Origin of the sequence: Cupriavidus sp. Agwp_2 (assembly GCF_040784895.1) — a bacterium.
Taxonomy (GTDB): domain Bacteria; phylum Pseudomonadota; class Gammaproteobacteria; order Burkholderiales; family Burkholderiaceae; genus Cupriavidus.
On sequence record NZ_CP088083.1, the window covers coordinates 2826621 to 2845411 of the forward strand.

Here is an 18791-nt window from a genome sequence, read left to right on the forward strand (position 1 = left end):
TGGGCACCGCGCGGCCGGCGCACAGAACGACAGCGGTTGGCCTTGGTAAGGAATGGCAAGATGGATCTCGAAAAAGCCCGATTCAACATGATCGAACAGCAAATCCGCCCGTGGGACGTGCTGGACCAGGAAATCCTGGACCTGCTGGCGGTGGTCAAGCGGGAGCAGTTCGTCCCGGCCGCGTACGCCTCGCTGGCGTTCGTCGACATGGAGATTCCGCTGCCCGCCGGGCAGAACATGCTGCCGCCGCGGGTCGAAGCCCGCCTCCTGCAGGACCTGGCCGTGCGCAAGCATGAGAACGTGCTGGAAATCGGCGCCGGCTCCGGCTACATGGCCGCCCTGCTGGCCAACCGCGCGCGCCACGTGCTGACCGTGGACATCGTGCCCGAGCTGGTCGAGCTGGCCCGCACCAACCTGGCCAACGCCGGCGTCACCAACGTCGACGTCGCCGAAGGCAATGCCGCCGACGGCTGGGCCGCCGCGGCGCCGTACGATGTGATCTGCATCTCGGGCTCGCTGCCGGCCCTGCCGCAGTCGATCCTGTCGCAGGTCAAGGTGGGCGGCCGCATCGCCGCCATCGTGGGCGATCTGCCGGTGATGGAAGCGCGCCTCATCACACGCGTGTCCGAGACCGAGTACCAGGTCGTCAACCTGTTCGAGACCGCGGTCAAGCCCCTGCAGGGCGCGGCCCGTCCGTCGCAGTTCCAGTTCTGAGGACGGTTTCATCATGCAGGTAATCAAGCCGACCGAACTGGCCCAGTGGCTGGCCGATGCCAGCCGCGCCAAGCCGGTCCTGCTGGATGTGCGGGAAGGCTGGGAGGTGCAGACCTGCGCCATGCCCGGCATCACCCATATCCCGATGCGCGACATCCCGGCACGCGCTGCCGAACTGGACGAAGACGCCGACATCGTCTGCATTTGCCACCATGGCATGCGCAGCATGCAGGTGGCCGCGTTCCTGGAGCGCCAGGGCTACGCCAAGGTCTACAACCTGACCGGCGGTGTCGACGCCTGGGCCAGCGAGGTGGACCCGGCGATGCCGAAGTACTGAAGCGCGTTGCGGCCTGCCCGGTCAGGCCGGCCGCTCCCGCTCGCATCTCAAGCAGCATTCCGAAGAAGAAACGACCGTAGGCCGAGGCTTGCGCCCGGCATTCTGGAGGTGTCATGACGTTTGCGCCCAACGCCCAGTCCGGAGCGATCCGGACGCGCCTGGCGATCGCGGCTTCCCTGCTCGCCCCGCTGCTGCTTGCCGTGCTGCCCGCGGCACCGGCAGGCGCGGCCGACCTGCTGCAAGTCTATCGCGATGCGCAATCCAATGACGCGCAGTTTGCCAGCGCCCGCTCGCAGTTGCTTGCCACGCGCGAGAAGCTGCCGCAGGGCCGCGCCGGGCTGCTGCCGCAGGTCGTCGGCACCGCTGGCGCCAACCGCACCAAGCTCGACCAGACTGCCTCGCTGCCGATTGGCGGCTCGCCCAGCGCTTCGGGCACGCGTTTCTTCAACAACAACAACTGGCAGTTGCAACTGAGCCAGCCGCTGTTCCGCTGGGACCGCTGGGAAACCTACAAGCAGGGCGAGCTGGCCGCGATGGCGGGTGAAGTCACCTTTCACCAGGCCGAACTCGACCTGATCACGCGCAGCGCGCAGGCATATTTCGACGTGCTCGCCGCGCAGGACAACCTGTACCTGGCGCGCGCGCAGAAGAAAGCCATCGGCGAACAGCTGGAACAGGCCAAGCGTAATTTCGAGGTCGGCACCGCCACTATCGTCGACTCCAATGACGCCCAGGCGCGCTACGACCTGGCCACCTCGACCGAGATCGCCGCGCAGAGCGACCTGGAGATCAGGCGCGCCACCCTGCAGCAGATCACCGGCAAGCCTGTCGACGAACTGATGGGCCTGCGCTCCGAGGCGCCCATTCCCGGCCCGCAGCCGCCCGACGTCAACGCCTGGGCCGCGCAGGCCGAGACCAGCAACCCGCAGGTCAACCTGGCCGGCTACAACCTGGAAACCGCGCAGCGCGAGACCAACAAGGCCAAGGCCGGGCACCTGCCGTCGGTCGACCTGGTGGCCTCGTATGGCTTCAACAACCAGACCGGCAGCGCCACGCAGGCAATCTCGACGCACTACAACGCTTCGCAGATCGGCGTGCAGTTGACCATGCCGATTTTCTCCGGGGGCCAGATCCAGTCGCGCGTGCGCGAGACCATTGCACTGGCCGACAAGGCCGCCAGCGACCTGGAATTCGCGCGTCGCACCGCCGCGCAGAGCGCACGGCAGACTTACTCCGGCGTATCCAATGGCCTGGCGCAGGTCAAGGCGCTGGAAGCCGCTGAGCGCTCGGCACAGAGCGCGGTGGAATCGAACCAGCTGGGTTATGAGGTCGGCGTGCGCATCAATATCGATGTCCTGAACGCCGAGGCGCAGCTGTTCTCCACGCGGCGCGACCTGGCCAAGGCACGTTATGACACCATCATGAACGGACTGCGGCTGAAGGCTTCGACCGGTGTGCTGGAGGAAGGCGACGTGGTGCAGATCAATACGCTGCTGACGTCGGTGCCGGGGACGATGTACAAGCTGCCGGTGCCGGCGCAGGCTGGCGGCAAGGCGCCGGCAAAGGCGCCGGCCACCGCGGATCGCCGCGGTGCGCGGCGCGATGGCGGAACACCGCGCTCCTGATCCCACTGACACGATACAAACGGGCCGCAATTGCGGCCCGTTTTCTTTGTGTTGGGATGCCAGAGCGGCGTTTGCCCCTCTTGCCGCACCGCAAAAGCGCTGCTACTGCGCACGCGTCCGCGACTCCACCTTCAGCAACTGCCACCGGATCGACGAAGCATCCGCCGGCGGGTTCGGCACCTGGTATTCGCGCACGCGCAGCTTGTACGAAACCCCCTGCTCGAAATCCAGACCCTCGATCGGCCCATACCAGAGCTGCCACGGCGCGTCCGGCGACTCGCGCCAGCGGTAGCACATCATCTTGCCGACGCCCGAACACTCCACGCGCTGCGAATCGATATAGACGACCTTCTCCACGCCGCCCGCTGCAGCGCTGGCGCCGCGCTTGCCCACGCCCTCGCGCTCGACAAACTGCAGCAGGTCGCCGCTGGCAGTCTTCCACATGATCTGCCGCCCGGTGCTGCCCGCCGACGGCTGCGTGCCGACAGTGGTGAACGATGCCTGCATCGCCTTGAGCAGCGCCGACTCCAGGTCCATGCGCGGCGGCGGGCAAGCCATGCGCGTGCCGGCCACGCGGTCGAAGCGCACGCCAGTGTCGGTCTTGCCGTAGCTGCCGGTAAAGCGGTTGCAACCGCTGGTGCCGCTGACCGTGCCCTGCGCGGCGTCGATGCCATCGCTGAACTCGAAGATGATGGGCTGGCCGTTGTCGCCATGCGGGATGTCGCGCAGCGTGCCGTCGGCCTGCTGCCAGCGCACCAGTTCCCAGCGGCTGGGACCGGACGGCTGCGTCTGGTTGAGGTTGGCGCCGGCACTGGGCAGGCCGGGGGCCGGCGCGGTGGTGCAGGCGGCAAGGGTAGCGGCGGCGGTGACAAGCGCAACGGCTGCGCTGCGCAGGCCGATGTGCCGGCCTGTACCGCGAAGGGATGTCTGCATTTCTGTAAGCTCCTGTGACTGGGTGTGAAGGCTGCTTCCGGGACGCTTGTGGCCCCAAATGGGGGGGCCAGCTGAGTTCTGTCGCGGCCTCCACGCTTCATGCTGGCTTAGAGCCTGGCGGATTCATCAGTTTGCGCGAGAAACCTCGGCCTTCAGGCCGGGGAGGGATAGCGCGCGACGCGAGGCGTCGCTCCTGGTCTCGCTCTCCATAGTTGAAGGCGGTACGAATGAATAACCATAGCCATCGCCGCGCTGGATCAGTTTGCAGTGCTTGTAGGAAATGCCCTGCACCGGGCCAGCGGCGGTCTGGATATTAAACGAGCCGGTTGCGCGGATTGCGACCCTCCCAACGTGCGTGCCCGCTTTCTTCCCAGACGGAACCACGGCCTTGACCATGTCACCGGTCTGGAAGCCGAATGCGCGTTTGCTACGCATGAGGTAGCCGCGGGGGAAGCCGTGTGCGGTAAGACGGGTCCGCTGATAATTACCCCGGCCGGTACACTTGATACGTAGCACCGGGCGTTGCCAGTTGGCGATGGAATCCACATGGCCGACGCAAACGGCGTCGAGAGCGTGCGACTTCGGGACCTCCAGGCGTCGCCGGTTGAACTTGGTCTGTCCGCCGGAGCCGGTTTCAACGGGCAGCCCAAAGGCTTTGATCGCGTCCAGCAGAGCGAAGCGGGTGGCATTCACGGCTGCGGCGTCGCGAAGCGGCGCTTTGGCACGGGCGAGAATGCGCCTGGCCCGCTCGGGATCCTTACGAAGAAAGGCTTCCAGCGGCAGATCTCCCTTCTTTTGGTTGCATGGGCGGCAGGCGAGCGTCAGATTGGAGACGCGACTGGATCCACCGTTGGCCTTGGCGACGATGTGCTCAGTCTCCAAGGGGCAATCGCTCGCGTCACAGTATGAGCAGACCCGGCCGAACTTCGCTAGCAGATACTCCTTGACCTCGTAGCCAAGGAGAGTGCCTTGTTGGTACTCAATGCCCGAGATCTCCGGATTTTCCATGGCCTGCATGTCAAAGCGCACCAGTTCCATGCTGAGCGCGCTCAAGGGGGCGAGTCTGATGAATCGGCTCACCCAGGCTGCGGTGGTATCGACGCGGTGGCGCAGGCTGGGCGCGAGCCAGCCCGTCGGCCTGCGTCGGTTGTCAAAGCGAGGCGCGCGGTAGCGTGTATTTCGTCCCCGCCGAGCGCGTCGCATGGAACACCGAGCTGTCAAGGCCTCGCTGATCTTCCGGCCGCGGTGGATGATCTCGGCCAACGACAGCACGAATGCATCGGGCGCGCCGCCCACGTCCGAGGCCACTTCACGCACGATCGCGACGCCGGTTTCCTTGCTGCCTGGATCGAGCTTGAGGCGTAGCGGCTGGCATTCGCTATCCGCTGCCAGGCGGTCCGTCAGTCGGATCACGAACGGTATCAGCCGATGCACACGCGCGCGCCGACGCTGGAGCAGCAAGCGTGCGCGCTTCTCGCTGCACGGCATCAGCGGTTTGCCGTGCTTATCCAACACAAAGACTGCCATGGCAATCTCTCCCAATAGTTGCCCTTACGGGCCTGGTTACGCGCCCCTTGCGGGGCGTCTCCCTTTGGCAATGTTGCGAACCGGCGATCTGCCCCGATCCGTTTCGTGCTTACCCTGTCGCTTGTCTGCAACCGGGGCTTCGAGAGGTTGGGACTAAGGAAGCATCCCAACGTCGGTCCTGCACCTATTCGCAACGTAGCGGATTGGTTACCGCTTTGCCTGGTCAACCCGAGCTTGTCAGTTGCCTTCCAAGCTCCGGCCTTTAGGTTTAGGCCGGGGTAGTTGACGCAAGTTCAGCATTGCCGGCTACACAATAATCAGTGTAACGTGCGCCGGATACCTCGCCGCGGCGACACCGACGCGCGGCTCTTTCATGCCCATATTGCCTTGGTCGCCTTGGTTGCCCCTGCCCCTCAAACCTCCCTGCCCGGCCGCAACATCTGCTTGCTGACCGGCACGTTGAACGCCATGGCCGGCGCCGAGCGGATGACGGCAACCGTCGCCAACGCCCTGGCCGGGCTCGGCCACAATGTCACCATCCTGAGCCTGTGGGACACGGCCAGCCAGTTCGCGCTGGACCCGCGCATCCGCCACGAAGCGCTGTTCGCGCAGCGGCCTTCGTTCAAGCGCGCTTACCTTGCGACCGTGGCCGGCATCCGCCGCCATTGCCGGGTCCACCAGATCGACGTGCTGGTGCAGGTCGACACCATGCTCGCCCTGTTCGTGCTGCCCGCCACCATTGGCCTCGGCATACACCACATCGCCTGGGAGCACTGCCACTTCGACGAGGATCTGGGCAAGCCCGCGCGCAAGCTGGCGCGGCGCCTGGCAGCGCGCTTCTGCCGGCAGGTGGTGGTGCTGACCGAACGGGACCGGCAACGCTGGCGGGAAGCCTTGCGCCCGCGCAGCGATATTGTCTGCCTGCCGAACCCGCTGCCCTTCCCGATGCCCGCCGCACCCGCGCAGCGCGAGCAGAAGACCGTACTTGCCATGGGACGGCTGGTCGCGGCCAAGGGGTTCGATGTGTTGCTGCACGCCTGGCAGAAGGTTGCCGCGCAGGTGCCGGGTTGGCAATTGGTGATCCACGGCGAGGGCGAGGAGCGCCCTGCCCTGACCGCGCTGATCGCCGAACTCAGGCTGCAGGACCGGGTCAGCCTGCCAGGCATCTGCCACGAGCCGGAGCAAGCGTACGGACGCGCGTCGGTGTTCTGCCTGAGTTCGCGATACGAAGGGTTCGGGCTGGTGCTGATCGAAGCCATGGCGTTCGGCCTGCCCATCGTCTCGACCGATTGCGAGACCGGCCCGCGCGAGCTGCTTACGCCCGGGCAAGACGCGGTGGTGGTCGCGACCGGCAGCGCGGACGCGCTTGCGCAGGCACTGCTGGCCGTGATCCGCGATCCGGAGACAGCCGCCCGGCTTGCCGGCGCCGGGCGCCGCAAGGCCGCCGGCTTTGCACTCGAGCGGATCGCGCTGCAGTGGGATGCCCTGGTCAAGGCTTCTGCGGCACACTGATCTGGCCGCTTAGTGTTCCAGCGCTGGCGCCAGCGCCGCCAGCGTGCGCACGGTAGCGCCGCGATGCAGCCCGGCAAAGGTCTGCGCATGGGCCCGCATATCCGCCAGGCGCGCCCGGTCCGACAGCACGCTGCCGGCGGTGCGCACCAACTCGTCCGCGTTGTCCACGCGCACGCACGCGCCCGCGGCAATGGCGTCTTCGGTCGCCTGCGCAAAGTTGAAGGTATGTGGGCCGATCAGCACCGGCGTGCCGACCGCGCAGGCCTCGATCAGGTTCTGCCCGCCCAGCGGCAACAGGCTGCCGCCGATAAAGGCAAGGTCCGACGCGGCGAAATACATCGCCATCTCGCCCATCGAATCGCCCAGCAGGATGTCCGCGTCCACGGGCGCCGTCTCGCCACCGAGGTCCAGCGCACTGCGGCGCGCCACCGAGAACCCCATGCGCGCCGCCATCGCCGCCACTTCATCGAAGCGCTGCGGATGGCGCGGAATCAGCAGCAACGCCGGACGCTGAACGTCGCCGGCCAGCACCTGCCAGCGCGAGAACGCGTCGAGCAGCAGTGGCTCTTCGCCTTCGCGGGTACTGGCCGCGGCCAGCACCTGGCGGCCATTGAACGCCTTGCGCAGCCGCTCGCCCAGCGCGACGCCCGCCGGCGCCGGCTGCATGTCGAACTTGAGGTTGCCCGTGATCTGCACTGCCGGCACGCCCAGCGCGCGGAAGCGCTCGGCATCGCCAGCTGTCTGCGCCAGCACGCCGGCAAAGTCCCGATACATGGTCGCCGCCGCGCGGCCGAAACGCGCCGTGCGCCGGAAGCTGCGGGGCGACAGGCGCGCATTGACCAGGTACAACGGCACACCCGCCTTGCGCGCGCCGCGCACCAGGTTCGGCCATACCTCGGTTTCCATCAGCATCCCCGCCTCGGGCCGGAAATACCGCAAGAACCGCCGCACCAGCCATGGCAGGTCGTATGGCAGGTAGCACTGCAGGATGCGCGGCTCGTTGCCGAACAACTGCGCGCCGGTCTGGCGCCCGGTCGGCGTCATGTGCGTCAGCAGCAGGCGGTGGTGCGGATAGGCGCCGAGCAAAGACTCGATCAGCGGCTGCGCGGCACGGGTCTCGCCCACAGACACGGCGTGGACCCACAGCCACGGCCCCTGGTTCGGCAGGCTGCCATATGCGCCCAGCCGCTCGCCGACATGGTGCAGGTAGCCGGGCTCCTTGCGCGCGCGCCATGCCAGCCGCAACAGCGCCAGCGGCAGCACCGCCACCCACAACAGGCTATAGACGAGGCGCAGCATCAGGCAGCCACCCTGCGCACGCGGCTGGCGGCCTCGTAGACTTCATCGACCGATGGCACTACGCCGTCGTCGCCGACGTTGGCGATGCGGTCGGACCAATAGCCTTCCGTCTTCCAGCGCCACGTGGCGGTATAGATTTCCACCGTCGGCCGGCACAGCGCCGCCGCGATATGGACCAGGCCTGTATCGACGCCGATCACCACTTCGGCCCGGTTGATCAGGCCAAAGCCCTGCATCACCGAGAACCTCGGCAGCACGCGGGCCTGCGGCACGCCTGCGGCGATCTCTTCGGCGGCCTGGCGCTCCTTGTCGTTGCCCCACGGCAGCAGCATCGTCAGGCCTTCAGCAGCCAGGCGGTTGCCCAGCGCGTGCCAGTTCTGCACTGCCCATTTCTTGCGCGCCCCCGCTGTCGCGTGGAAGCAGACGGCATAGCGCGCCGGCAGGTCCGCCCACAACGGATCATCGACATGCAGCCCCTGCGCCGCCGGCCCAAAGAACCTTGGCGGCTCCGCCGGCGTGATCCCGGTCAGCGCCGCGCCCAGCAGGCGCGAGCGCTGCACCGAATGGGTCTGGCGCGGCACGCGCACCGCGTCCGTGTACAACAGGCGCGCCGCCGGCTCGTAGCCCGAGCCCTGCGTCGCATTCCCCAGGCCGATAATGGGCGCACCGGGCGCGCGCGTCGCCACGCGTGCCACCACCGCGGTCTTGAGCAAGCCCTGGCTTTCGATCACGGCGTCGTAGCGCTCCTGGCGCAAGGCGTCGCGCACGGCGCCCATTTCCTGCCAGGTCGCGCCCTGCAGGATGCGCTTGCGCCAGCGCCGCAGTGCGAACGGGATGACCCGCCGCATGTCGGGCAACAGGCGCACCAGTTCCACATAACCCTCTTCCACCACCCAGTCGATCTCGGCACCGGGCCAGCGCGCGCGCAGGTCGTGCACCAGCGGCATGTTGTGCACCACGTCGCCGAGCGAGGACACCTTGACCAGCAGGATGCGCGGCCGCTCCGGCAGCGTGAACGGCACTGCGGCCGGCATGGGCTGCGCCACGCCGGCCGCGCCAACGGCATCGGAAGCCGGCGGTGCGGGCGGCACCGCCGTGCGCTCAGAACGGGAGTTGAGCATCCGGTTTCTCGGCCAGGATCACACGCTTGAACTCGGCCTGGATGCGCGCCAGCGCGGCATCGTTGTCCGCCTCGAAGCGCATCACCACCACCGGCGTGGTGTTCGACGGACGCGCCAGGCCGAAGCCATCGGCATATTCCACACGCACGCCATCGATCTTGTTGACCTCGCGCGCGCCTTCGAACTTCGCGTTCGCCTTGATCTTGTCGAGCAGCGTGAAGGGCTCGCCTTCCGCGCACTTGAGCTGCAGCTCCGGCGTGTTGTTGGCGTTCGGCAGCGCGTTCAGCACTGCGCTCGGGTCGGCGTGGCGCGACAGGATCTCCAGCAGGCGGGCGCCGGTGTACAGTCCGTCGTCAAAGCCATACCAGCGGTCCTTGAAGAACACGTGGCCGCTCATCTCGCCGGCGATCGGCGCGCCGGTTTCCTTCAGCTTGGCCTTGACCAGCGAATGGCCGGTCTTCCACATCAGCGGCTCGCCGCCGTGCTCGCGGATCCACGGGGCCAGCTTGCCGGTGCACTTCACGTCGTAGATCACTTGCGCACCCGGATTGCGCGACAGGATCTCCTCGGCAAACAGCATCAGCTGGCGGTCCGGGAAGATCACCTGCCCGTCCTTGGTCACCACGCCCAGGCGGTCGCCGTCGCCGTCGAAGGCCAGGCCCAGTTCGCAATCGGTCTCGCGCAGGGTCTTCATCAGGTCCTGCAGGTTCTCGATATGCGCAGGATCGGGATGGTGGTTCGGGAAGTTGCCGTCGACGTCGCAGAACAGCTCGGTCACCTCGCAACCCAGGCCGCGGAACAGGTCGCCGACGAAGGCGCCGGCGACGCCATTGCCCGCATCGAGCGCGATTTTCATCGGACGGGCGAGCTTGACGTCGCTGGTGATGCGGTCGAGATACTTTTGACGCACATCCACCTGCTTGTAAGTGCCCGCGCCGCTGGTGAACTTGCCGCCTTCGATACGTTGGCGCAGGGCCTGGATCTGTTCGCCGTAGATAGCCCGGCCGGCGAGGACCATCTTGAAGCCGTTGTAGTCGGGCGGGTTGTGGCTGCCGGTGACCATGATGCCCGAGGTGGCACGGACGCCATCGAGCTCGATGTTGGCGGCGAAGTAGACCATGGGGGTGGCGACCATGCCCAGGTCCACCACGTCCAGACCGGCTGCGCGCAGGCCCTCTACCAGGCCCCCGAGCAGGTCGGGCCCGGAAAGGCGCCCGTCGCGGCCGACCACGATCGACTTCTCACCCAGCTCCACAGCCGCCGTGCCGAACGACAGTCCGATCTGGCGAGCGACCTCGCGGGTGAGCGTTTTGCCCACGATGCCGCGGATGTCATAGGCTTTGAAGATAGAGGGATCGATTTGCATGTGGTTTCCTGTCAGTCTTGTCGGGCACGCCGCACACCACAAGGGCACGCCGGCGATACCGGATAGGGCTCTTGGAAAGAACCAAAGGGGGGTATTTTGCCGGATTGCGCGACTGGCGGGCGGTATAATCGCGGCAATATACCGGACAAGCGCAATTTTCAGCGTCTGTCCTACACCTGAGGCTACACTTCGCCGCCCGCCAGGCCGCGCCCTTCACTGTCCGGGCACATCGGCCCCGGAAGCGATCGCCCGGCCACCCGAACATGCCATAGATCCCCGGCATCTTCGGGCCACGTGGCGGTTGCGGCCTAGCAAATTTCGTAAGCAAACTTGACGTCCGCCGCACAGCCCTCGCCGCGCCTGCGCATCGCCTATCTGATCACCAATTCGGAGATCGGCGGGGCGCAGTCGCATGTTGCCGACCTGGTGCAGGCGGCACCGGCCGATGCCGACCTCATCCTGCTGGCTGGCGGCGATGGACCGCTGTTTGACATCGCCAGGCGCGCCGGCGCGCAAGTCATCCGGCTGGCGCGGCTGGACAACGCCCTGTCGCCCTTGCGCGCGGTGGGTGCATTGCGGGAACTGCTGCAGGCCCTGAAGCAGGCGCGCCCGGACCTGATCCATGCGCACAGCGCCAAGGCCGGCGCGCTGGGGCGCATTGCTGGGGGGCTCCTTGGCATTCCGGTGGTCTACACCGTGCACGGCTTCGCCTTCAAGCCACAGGCACCCACGCGCCAGCGGCTGGCGGCACGCGTTGCGGAATGGCTGCTCGCACCGCTGACCAGCCGGTTGATCTGCGTGGCCGAAGCCGAGCAGCGGCTGGCCAAGTCACTGCCCATTCCAGCCAGCCGTATCGCCGTCATCCCCAACGGGATTGCCGACAGCGCCACGCGCGCCTCGCCTGCCGCGCCGATGCGCCGCATTGTCATGGTCGCCCGCTTCGCGGCGCCCAAACGGCCCGACATCCTGATCCGAGCCTTCGCGTACGCGAACCTCACCGGCTGTGAACTGGTGCTGGCCGGCGACGGACCGCAACGCACCGCCATGGAGGCACTCGCCGCGCAACTCGCGCCGGGACGCGTGGCCTTTCCGGGCAATGTCGCCGACATCGCGGGCTTGCTGGCGTCGGCACAGGCATTCGTGCTCGCTTCGGACCATGAAGGCTTTCCGTTGTCGGTACTTGAAGCGATGCGGGCCGGGCTGCCGGTGATCGCGTCGGACCTGCCGGGCATCCGCGAGCAGATCCAGGATCCACGGCATGGCCTGCTGGTCGACCGCAACGATGCCGACGCGTTTTCCGCTGCGCTGGCGCGCATCGCGGGCGACGGCGCCTTGCGGGCGGAACTCGGCATCGCAGCGCGCCGCCGTTGGGAGCAGTGCTATGGGTTGGACCGCATGACCGAGGCAACGTGGCAAGTCTATCGCGATGCCTTGCCAAGACTTCCCGCCACCGCGCGGGTGCCAACATGATGAACGCCAAGACCGACAGCCTGCGCCGCCACGCCTTGCGTGGCCGCATCGGCGGTTCCGAGACCATGCGCCGGGTCAGCCGGATGCTCGCCTGGGCAGTGCTCGGGTTGACGCTGTTTGCGCTCAGCGGCGTGTTCGCCGAAGCCGCGCATCGGTCCGGCCTGGTCACCTATGTCTTCACGCGCACGCTGCTTTGGTCGGTGATGCCGTACCTGGCGGCGTTCATGCTGCTCCACCGCTCCCTGCACCTGCCGGCGATGGAGGGCAACAGCCTGGTCGGCCTGGCCGTGACACTGCCCTTTGCCGGTTTGCTGTTTGGCTTCGCGGCCTTGCATATCGAATATTCACGCGGCGCCCTGCTGCTGTCATATCTCATTACGCTTGGCTGGATCTGGGCCGGTTATCGCCGCTACGTGCATAACTACGTGCCGCTGTTTGGGTACACCGATCCGCATACTTTGGCCCAGCTCGAAGGCATCCTCGCCATGCCCGGCGCCGCGCCGGCGGCACGCATGCGCTTTGAACCGGTCGGCTCCCTGGAAGACGCCGGGCATTTCGACGGGCTGATGGTGGATCGCAGCGTGACTGGCGATCCGGAGCGTACCCGGCTGCTCGCGCATTACAAGATGAGCCATGTGCGGATGTATTCGGTCGAGCGCGTCGGTGAGATGCTGACCGGACGGGTCGGGCTGGCGCATATCGATGAGAACTTCCTGGACGACTATGCCGCGCATTATCTTTATGGATATTTGAAGCGGGCCATCGATATTCTTGCGGTACTCTGCCTGGCACCGGTAGCCGTGCCGCTGGGGCTCGCCGTTGCGCTATCGATTCGCCTCGAAACTCCTGGTGGCGCGATCTTCCGCCAGCAGCGCACCGGCCTGTTCGGCAAGCCATTCGTGATGCTCAAATTCCGCAGCATGGGCATCGACAGCAGCGCGCCCGCCATGTTCGCCATGCGCCGAGACCCGCGCGTGACCCGCGTCGGCCGCATCATCCGCAAATACCGCCTGGATGAGATCCCGCAATTGTGGAACGTGCTGGTCGGCCACATGAGCTTCATCGGGCCGAGGCCGGAGCAGGTGCCGATGGTCGAAGAGTTCTCCGAAACCATTTCCTATTACCCCTATCGCCACCTGGTACGCCCGGGCCTGTCCGGTTGGGCGCAGGTGCAGCAAGGTTATGCGGGCAGTCACGAGGAAACGGTGACCAAGCTGAGCTATGACCTGTATTACGTCAAGCATTGCTCGTTGGCGCTGGACCTGTTGATTGCGGTGAAGACGTTGCGGACGTTGGCGACGGGGTATGGGGCTCGGTGACTAGCCCGTTTGCCCAGCGAATGCGCATTCTCCTGCTCTCCACCGGACTGAAGACCGGCGGCGCCGAACAGCAGGTAGCCGGCCTGGCGCAGGCGTTCGTCCAGCAGGGTCACGACGTCGCGATCGTGAGCCTCACGCCCGGATGTGAGGTGACCTTGCCACAAGGCATCGCTGTCCTGCATCTCAATATGCACAAGACGGTGCCATCCATGGCGCGCGCCCTGCGGCAATTGAACAAGTTCGTGAGGCAGTGGCGGCCACACGTCATCCATGCCCACATGGTACACGCCAACCTGATGGGCCGCACACTCGCGGCGCTGACGACTGCACCACCGGTTATCTGCACGGCGCACAGCGCCCGCGAAGGCGGGCGCCTGCGCATGCTGGCCTATCGGCTGACCGACCGCTGGGCGGCATTGAACTCGCACGTGAGTGAAAGCGCCAGGCAGGCGATGATCGACGCAGGCGCCGTGGCGCCGGAACGTATCGTTGTCATGCCCAATGGCATCGACACCAATCGCTTCCACCCGGATCCGGCACTGCGGGAAGCCTCCCGCAAGACGCTGGGCATCGAAACTGGCACCAGGCTGGTGGTCAATATTGGCCGCCTGGTGCCAGAGAAGGCCCAACTCAGGCTAGTCCAAGCATTTGCCGCCATGGCGCAAGACCCCGAACACGCCGACACCCGCCTGCTGATAGCGGGAGAAGGCCCGATGCACGGCGAACTGGAAACAGCCATCCGCCACCATCGCGCGGAGAACTTCATCACCCTGGCCGGTACCCGCCGAGACATCCCCGCCCTGCTCAATGCCGCTGACCTCTTCGTGTTGTCCTCGGACGTGGAAGGCATGCCGCTGGCCGTAGGCGAAGCGCTGGCCTGCGGCTGCCCGGTGGTTGCCACCGATGCGGCTGGCGTGGCTGAACTGCTTGGCGATACCGGGACCATCGTTCCGCGCGGTAACGAGGACGCTCTCGCCAAAGCCATGTCCGACGCCCTGGCGCGTGGCCCCGGATCCGACACGGACCAGACCCGCCGCCGCCAGCGCGTGCTAGTGCACTGCAGTCTGGACGCTGTCGCGCACCGATGGCTGGCATGCTATGCGGCTGTGGCCAACGCCCATGGCGGCATAACCTGCGCGGAGCCGTCCTGATGCGGCGTCAGGTTGCCAGCAACCTTGCCTGGATGCTGATCGAGCGAGGGCTCCAGGTAGCCGGCGGCATCGGCATCGTGGCCATGTTGGCACGAGGTTTGGGACCAGAGGGGTTCGCACATTTTCAGTACGCGCAGGCAGTGGTTTATATCGCTGCGTCCGTTGCGTTGATTTGCAGCGCAGAAGTGATCATCCCTCGGTTGGTCGCAAGCACTGAGCCGATTGCCCAGCATCGCTTGCTGATGCATGCATTTGGATTGCGCTTCGGGGCCGGCGTAATTGCCTACTTGCTGATCGGCGCATTTCTGCTGGTCACAGGCCAAGGTCCGGATATCTGGGTGCCAACGCTAATCCTGGGCGTTGCGGTCATGCTGCGCGAACCGTTTGGCGTGGTGACTGCCTGGATGCAGTCACGCACATCGACCAGGCCCAATGCCGTCTTCAATGTCTCATCGCTGGCAGTCAAGGCAGCCTGCGTAGCACTGCTGTTCTGGGTCGGCAACCAGAGCGTTCCTGCCTATGCGGCCGCGTTCTCCATCGAGCCGCTCCTTGTTGCGATCCTTCTGACTCTGTACTACCTAACCCGCGCACCACGCACTCATGTAAAGGCTGACCCGGCGCTCGCTGGCGATCTTTTGAGAAGCGGGACCTTGTTCTGGGTGAGCTTCGTGCTGATGATGGGATCGCGGCGCGTGGACCAGTTGCTGCTAAAGCCGCTGGTCCCGTTGACGGAGTTCGGCGCCTATGCGGCCTCGATGCAGATCCTCGACAATTTTGTCGTGCTTGCAACGATCTTGTCAGCTGGCATTGCTCCTATCTATGTCTATGCTAAGCCCACTCTCGCGCAGGCGCGGCGCAACATCATGAAGATCACCGGCGGGATGTTCGCCGTTGGACTGGCAGGCGGGCTGGCCATAGCTGCCTGCGCTCACTGGATTGTTGATTTGCTCTACGGCCCGGCATTTGCCGAGGCCACCTCTCTGCTGCAGTTAGCCGCTCTCGCCTCGACCCTCGTCTTTGCTGATGTTGCCTTGACGCTGTTACCCATTTACATGCGCCGGCCGCATCTGGTTGCCATCAAATGGGGGTTGGTGTGCGCAGCCACGATAGCCATCGATGTAGCTGCCATCCCGGTCTTTGGCGCACGGGGAGCTATTTTGGGGTACGCGGCGGCCAATTTGCTGGCCGTGCTTTTCGGGTTCTTTGTCTGGTTGCGACAGGAACCGGCGGTGCTCTCTCGACGGGAGGCCGGCGCAAAAGTCTAGCCAATCACTGGTTTCGGGTTTTGACTGCGCTGATTCCATTGCCGTGACCGTGAGCCCTGTGGTCACGCGCGTGCCCTTCTAATACCCCTTCATCAGCGAAATTAGCCGCCCCCGCAAAGGCTACGCCATGGCTTGAATGCAACCTAGCATGCCATTGTGGCGCGCACTTAACCTGCCAATCGCCAACGCATGGAGGGGATCCGGTTAAAATGCGCGCTGCGGGCCGATAATACGTTGCTCGGGCAAGCAACGTGGCAAGCCCAAGTGCCGGAACGGGCTTCCGGCGAGAGTTACTTGCGCGCTACGCCGTACGAAGAAATTCGTGCAATGACAACACAAACTAACGAGAGCTCTCAGCTTAGTAGGGGGCATCCGTAGGGTCATGCACGAAAGGAAACAGAAAACAATTTCAGGGAGGGGTTTCGTGGTTGCCATGCCACTTGTAGTCGACTTAGACGGTACGCTGATTCGCACAGACATGCTGCACGAATCTGCCTTGCGCGTATTGCGTGACAGCCCGACCGACATCCTGCGCATGCCGGTTTGGCTTTCGCGAGGGAAAGCTGTACTCAAAGCACGCCTGGCTGCACTCGTAAACATCGATCCCGCCTCTCTGCCGTACAACACAGAGTTGCTTGAATGGCTCAAGATTCAAAAGGCTGCAGGCCGCAAGCTAATCCTGTGCACAGCGTCGGACAAGTCAGTGGCACTGGCCATTGCCGAGCACCTGACCATCTTTGATGAGGTTATGGCTAGTGACGGAGTTACTAACCTTGCCGGCCCCAACAAAGCAGCCGCTCTCCACCAGCGTTTCGGGCAAGCAGGCTTCGACTACGTTGGCAACTCGAGTGCCGACATCACGGTCTGGCGCTGCGCGCGCAATGCCATTGTTGTAAACGGTTCCGCCAGCCTCGCTAAGGCAGCAAGCGACTGTTGCAAGGTTGAGCGCGTATTTCCTGCAGAAGGTCTCAGCCTCACGGCGTGGCGTCGCATGCTACGTGTTCACCAATGGCTCAAGAACCTGCTGCTGTTCGTGCCAATGTTCGCCGGCCACGAACTGACCAACGGCACAACTTGGATCGCAATGATCCTGGCATTCTTTTCTTTCAGCGTTTGTGCGTCGTCCGTCTATATCGCAAATGATCTACTCGACCTGGAAAGCGACCGCCAGCATCCCCGCAAGCGATACCGCCCGTTTGCGTCAGGCCAGGTTCCTGCATGGATAGGCGTGATAGTAGCGCCAGTGCTGCTGCTGATCAGCGTGGCGTTGGCACTATTCGTCGGTGGCAACTTCCTGCCCTGGCTGCTTGTCTACTTCGTCGTCACCTGCGTCTACTCTCTGGCACTCAAGCGAATCATCCTGGTTGATTGCATGGTGCTAGCCTTGCTCTACACGCTGCGCATCATTGCTGGTGCCGCTGCGGCAACGCTCCCGATGACGTTTTGGCTGCTGGCGTTCTCCATTTTTCTGTTTCTCTCGCTAGCCTTCGTCAAGCGCTATGCCGAACTCGAAGTTCAGTTGCAGAGTGGAAAACAGAAAGTCCACGGCCGTGGTTACTACACTACCGACGCCTCGCTTATCCAGTCGCTTGGGATCGGCTCCGGCATCGCTTCGGTGCTGGTTCTGGCGCTCTACCTGGATAGCAGTTCGGTCTTGATGCTCTACCAGACCCCCGAGTTTGTCTGGGGCGCAGTGCTTGTCATGCTCTTCTGGATCAGTTGGATGTGGATGAAGGCCCATCGTGGAGAAATGCATGACGATCCGCTGATCTTCGCAGTCAAGGACCGCGCCAGCCAGATCGCCGGACTTGCCTTCGCTGCGGCACTGATTGCGGGAACGGTGAGTTGGTGATGACCACTGTCACCTCGTGGGGCCGTCTCGGCAGATGGGAACATGACGTCCAGCTGCTGACCGACCGCTCAAGCATCGCCAGCCACCTCGCCGGGCCGCGCCCAGGCCTTGCGCATGGAATGGGCCGCAGCTATGGCGACGTGTGCCTAAACCCTGGCAATGTGCTGTGGAAGACCACGGCACTGGACCACTTCATTGCCTTCGACGAGACGCAAGGCAGAATCGTCTGCGAAGCAGGGGTGCTGCTGCGCGACATCCAGCGTCTCGCCGTAACGCGCGGGTGGATGCTGCCGGTGACACCGGGCACGCAGTTGGTCACCGTGGGTGGCGCCATTGCAAACGATGTGCATGGCAAGAACCACCACGTGTTCGGCACGTTCGGTGACAACGTCCGCCGGCTGACTCTCGTACGTACCGATGGAACCCAGCTCGATTGCGGCCCCGACGAGAACGCGCCCTGGTTCGCCGCCACCATCGGCGGCCTCGGACTCACCGGCGTTGTTGTCACCGCCGAACTGCAATTGCGTCGAGTCAGCGGCCCATGGCTCGACACAGAGACAGTACCGTACGCCAGCCTCGACGAATTCTTCGAGATCGCGGACGGTTCGGAAGCCGGGTGGGAACACACCGTGTCCTGGATCGACTGCCTGAGTGCTGGCAAGCAGCGCGGCTTATTCATGCGTGGCAATCCGAGCGAAACGGCGAACGGGCCCCAACCGAAGAGTCGGGTTAGAACCATGCCTTTCGTGCCGCCGGTATCTCTTGTCAACGGCTTGACACTACGTCCGTTCAACATGACCTATTTCCACCTAAACAAGTGGAAAGCAGGCCGCGGCGTCGCCCACTACGAACCCTTCTTCTATCCGCTCGACAATCTTCACGAGTGGAACAGGATGTACGGACCGCGCGGATTCTTCCAGTACCAGAGCGTGGTGCCACGCTCGGTGGGGCGCGACGCCGTGCAGGCCATGTTGCAGGAAATCGCCCGCTCTGGTGAGGGTTCGTTCCTCGCCGTGCTCAAGACTTTCGGCGAGCGAGTTGCACCTGGCATGCTGAGCTTTCCAGAGCCGGGCGTGACACTCGCGCTTGACTTCCCCAACCGGGGCGAAAAGACCATGGCGCTGTTCGATCGTCTAGACGCCATCGTCCGCGGTGCTAAGGGGCGCCTCTACCCAGCCAAGGACGCACGAATGCCACGCGACCTCTTCGAATCCGGCTACTCCCGCCTGACGGAATTCCTTGCTTACCGTGACCCGGGCATCAGCTCCGCGCTGTCACGTCGACTCTTGGGACACTGAAC

15 protein-coding genes are annotated in these 18791 nt (G+C 64.9%); 10 read left to right on the top strand and 5 right to left on the bottom strand.

Going from position 1 to position 18791, the window contains the following annotated elements; genetic code table 11:
* Positions 1-60: 60 nt before the first annotated feature.
* The 3 genes from LPA45_RS13260 to LPA45_RS13270 all read left to right on the top strand — a co-directional run bounded on the left by LPA45_RS13260 (position 61) and on the right by LPA45_RS13270 (position 2676).
* Positions 61-714, top strand: coding sequence for a protein-L-isoaspartate O-methyltransferase (locus LPA45_RS13260; RefSeq protein WP_116317889.1), 654 nt, complete (start codon positions 61-63; stop codon positions 712-714).
* Between the two features lie 13 nt (positions 715-727).
* Entirely contained in the window at positions 728-1051 is a 324-nt protein-coding gene (locus tag LPA45_RS13265; protein ID WP_116317890.1) for a rhodanese-like domain-containing protein, read from the top strand.
* A 113-nt stretch (positions 1052-1164) separates the two neighbouring features.
* The gene (locus LPA45_RS13270; RefSeq protein ID WP_367394586.1) at positions 1165-2676 is read left to right on the top strand and encodes a TolC family outer membrane protein; all 1512 of its coding nucleotides are present in this window, start codon (positions 1165-1167) and stop codon (positions 2674-2676) included.
* 102 nt (positions 2677-2778) lie between these two features.
* Here LPA45_RS13270 and LPA45_RS13275 read toward each other — a convergent pair whose 3' ends face one another.
* Both LPA45_RS13275 and iscB read right to left on the bottom strand, forming a co-directional pair.
* The gene (locus LPA45_RS13275) at positions 2779-3609 is read right to left on the bottom strand and encodes an META and DUF4377 domain-containing protein (RefSeq protein WP_367394587.1); all 831 of its coding nucleotides are present in this window, start codon (positions 3607-3609) and stop codon (positions 2779-2781) included.
* 126 nt (positions 3610-3735) lie between these two features.
* Positions 3736-5136, bottom strand: coding sequence for an RNA-guided endonuclease IscB (gene iscB / locus LPA45_RS13280; RefSeq protein WP_367394588.1), 1401 nt, complete (start codon positions 5134-5136; stop codon positions 3736-3738).
* 468 nt (positions 5137-5604) lie between these two features.
* Between iscB and LPA45_RS13285 the strand changes: the two genes are divergently transcribed.
* Complete coding sequence (locus LPA45_RS13285; protein ID WP_367395019.1) at positions 5605-6648, top strand: glycosyltransferase family 4 protein; 1044 nt, start codon at positions 5605-5607, stop codon at positions 6646-6648.
* Between the two features lie 9 nt (positions 6649-6657).
* Here LPA45_RS13285 and waaA read toward each other — a convergent pair whose 3' ends face one another.
* From waaA to LPA45_RS13300, 3 genes are read right to left on the bottom strand one after another with little or no spacing between them, the layout of a single operon-like run.
* Entirely contained in the window at positions 6658-7947 is a 1290-nt protein-coding gene (gene waaA, locus LPA45_RS13290) for a lipid IV(A) 3-deoxy-D-manno-octulosonic acid transferase (protein WP_367394589.1), read from the bottom strand.
* Positions 7947-9068, bottom strand: a complete 1122-nt coding sequence (gene waaC / locus LPA45_RS13295; protein ID WP_367394590.1) for a lipopolysaccharide heptosyltransferase I — start codon at positions 9066-9068, stop codon at positions 7947-7949. The genes waaA and waaC overlap by 1 nt, the downstream gene beginning before the upstream one ends.
* Positions 9049-10434, bottom strand: coding sequence for a phosphomannomutase/phosphoglucomutase (locus LPA45_RS13300; protein WP_367394591.1), 1386 nt, complete (start codon positions 10432-10434; stop codon positions 9049-9051). Before LPA45_RS13300 ends, waaC begins: the two co-directional genes overlap by 20 nt.
* Positions 10435-10764: 330 nt before the next feature.
* Between LPA45_RS13300 and LPA45_RS13305 the strand changes: the two genes are divergently transcribed.
* From LPA45_RS13305 to LPA45_RS13330, 6 genes are all read left to right on the top strand, one after another.
* Positions 10765-11904, top strand: a complete 1140-nt coding sequence (locus tag LPA45_RS13305) for a glycosyltransferase family 4 protein (protein ID WP_367394592.1) — start codon at positions 10765-10767, stop codon at positions 11902-11904.
* Positions 11904-13223: a sugar transferase gene (locus LPA45_RS13310; protein WP_367395020.1), complete on the top strand. Its 1320-nt coding sequence runs from the start codon at positions 11904-11906 to the stop codon at positions 13221-13223. Before LPA45_RS13305 ends, LPA45_RS13310 begins: the two co-directional genes overlap by 1 nt.
* Before the next feature lie 20 nt (positions 13224-13243).
* A complete protein-coding gene (locus tag LPA45_RS13315; RefSeq protein ID WP_367394593.1) occupies positions 13244-14374 on the top strand; it encodes a glycosyltransferase in 1131 nt (376 codons plus the stop codon).
* Positions 14374-15639, top strand: a complete 1266-nt coding sequence (locus LPA45_RS13320; RefSeq protein ID WP_116317900.1) for a lipopolysaccharide biosynthesis protein — start codon at positions 14374-14376, stop codon at positions 15637-15639. The genes LPA45_RS13315 and LPA45_RS13320 overlap by 1 nt, the downstream gene beginning before the upstream one ends.
* Before the next feature lie 478 nt (positions 15640-16117).
* Positions 16118-17491 (top strand): UbiA family prenyltransferase, encoded by a 1374-nt coding sequence (locus tag LPA45_RS13325; RefSeq protein WP_367394594.1) that lies wholly within the window; start codon positions 16118-16120, stop codon positions 17489-17491.
* Positions 17491-18789 (top strand): FAD-binding oxidoreductase, encoded by a 1299-nt coding sequence (locus LPA45_RS13330; RefSeq protein WP_116317902.1) that lies wholly within the window; start codon positions 17491-17493, stop codon positions 18787-18789. Before LPA45_RS13325 ends, LPA45_RS13330 begins: the two co-directional genes overlap by 1 nt.
* Positions 18790-18791 lie beyond the last annotated feature (2 nt).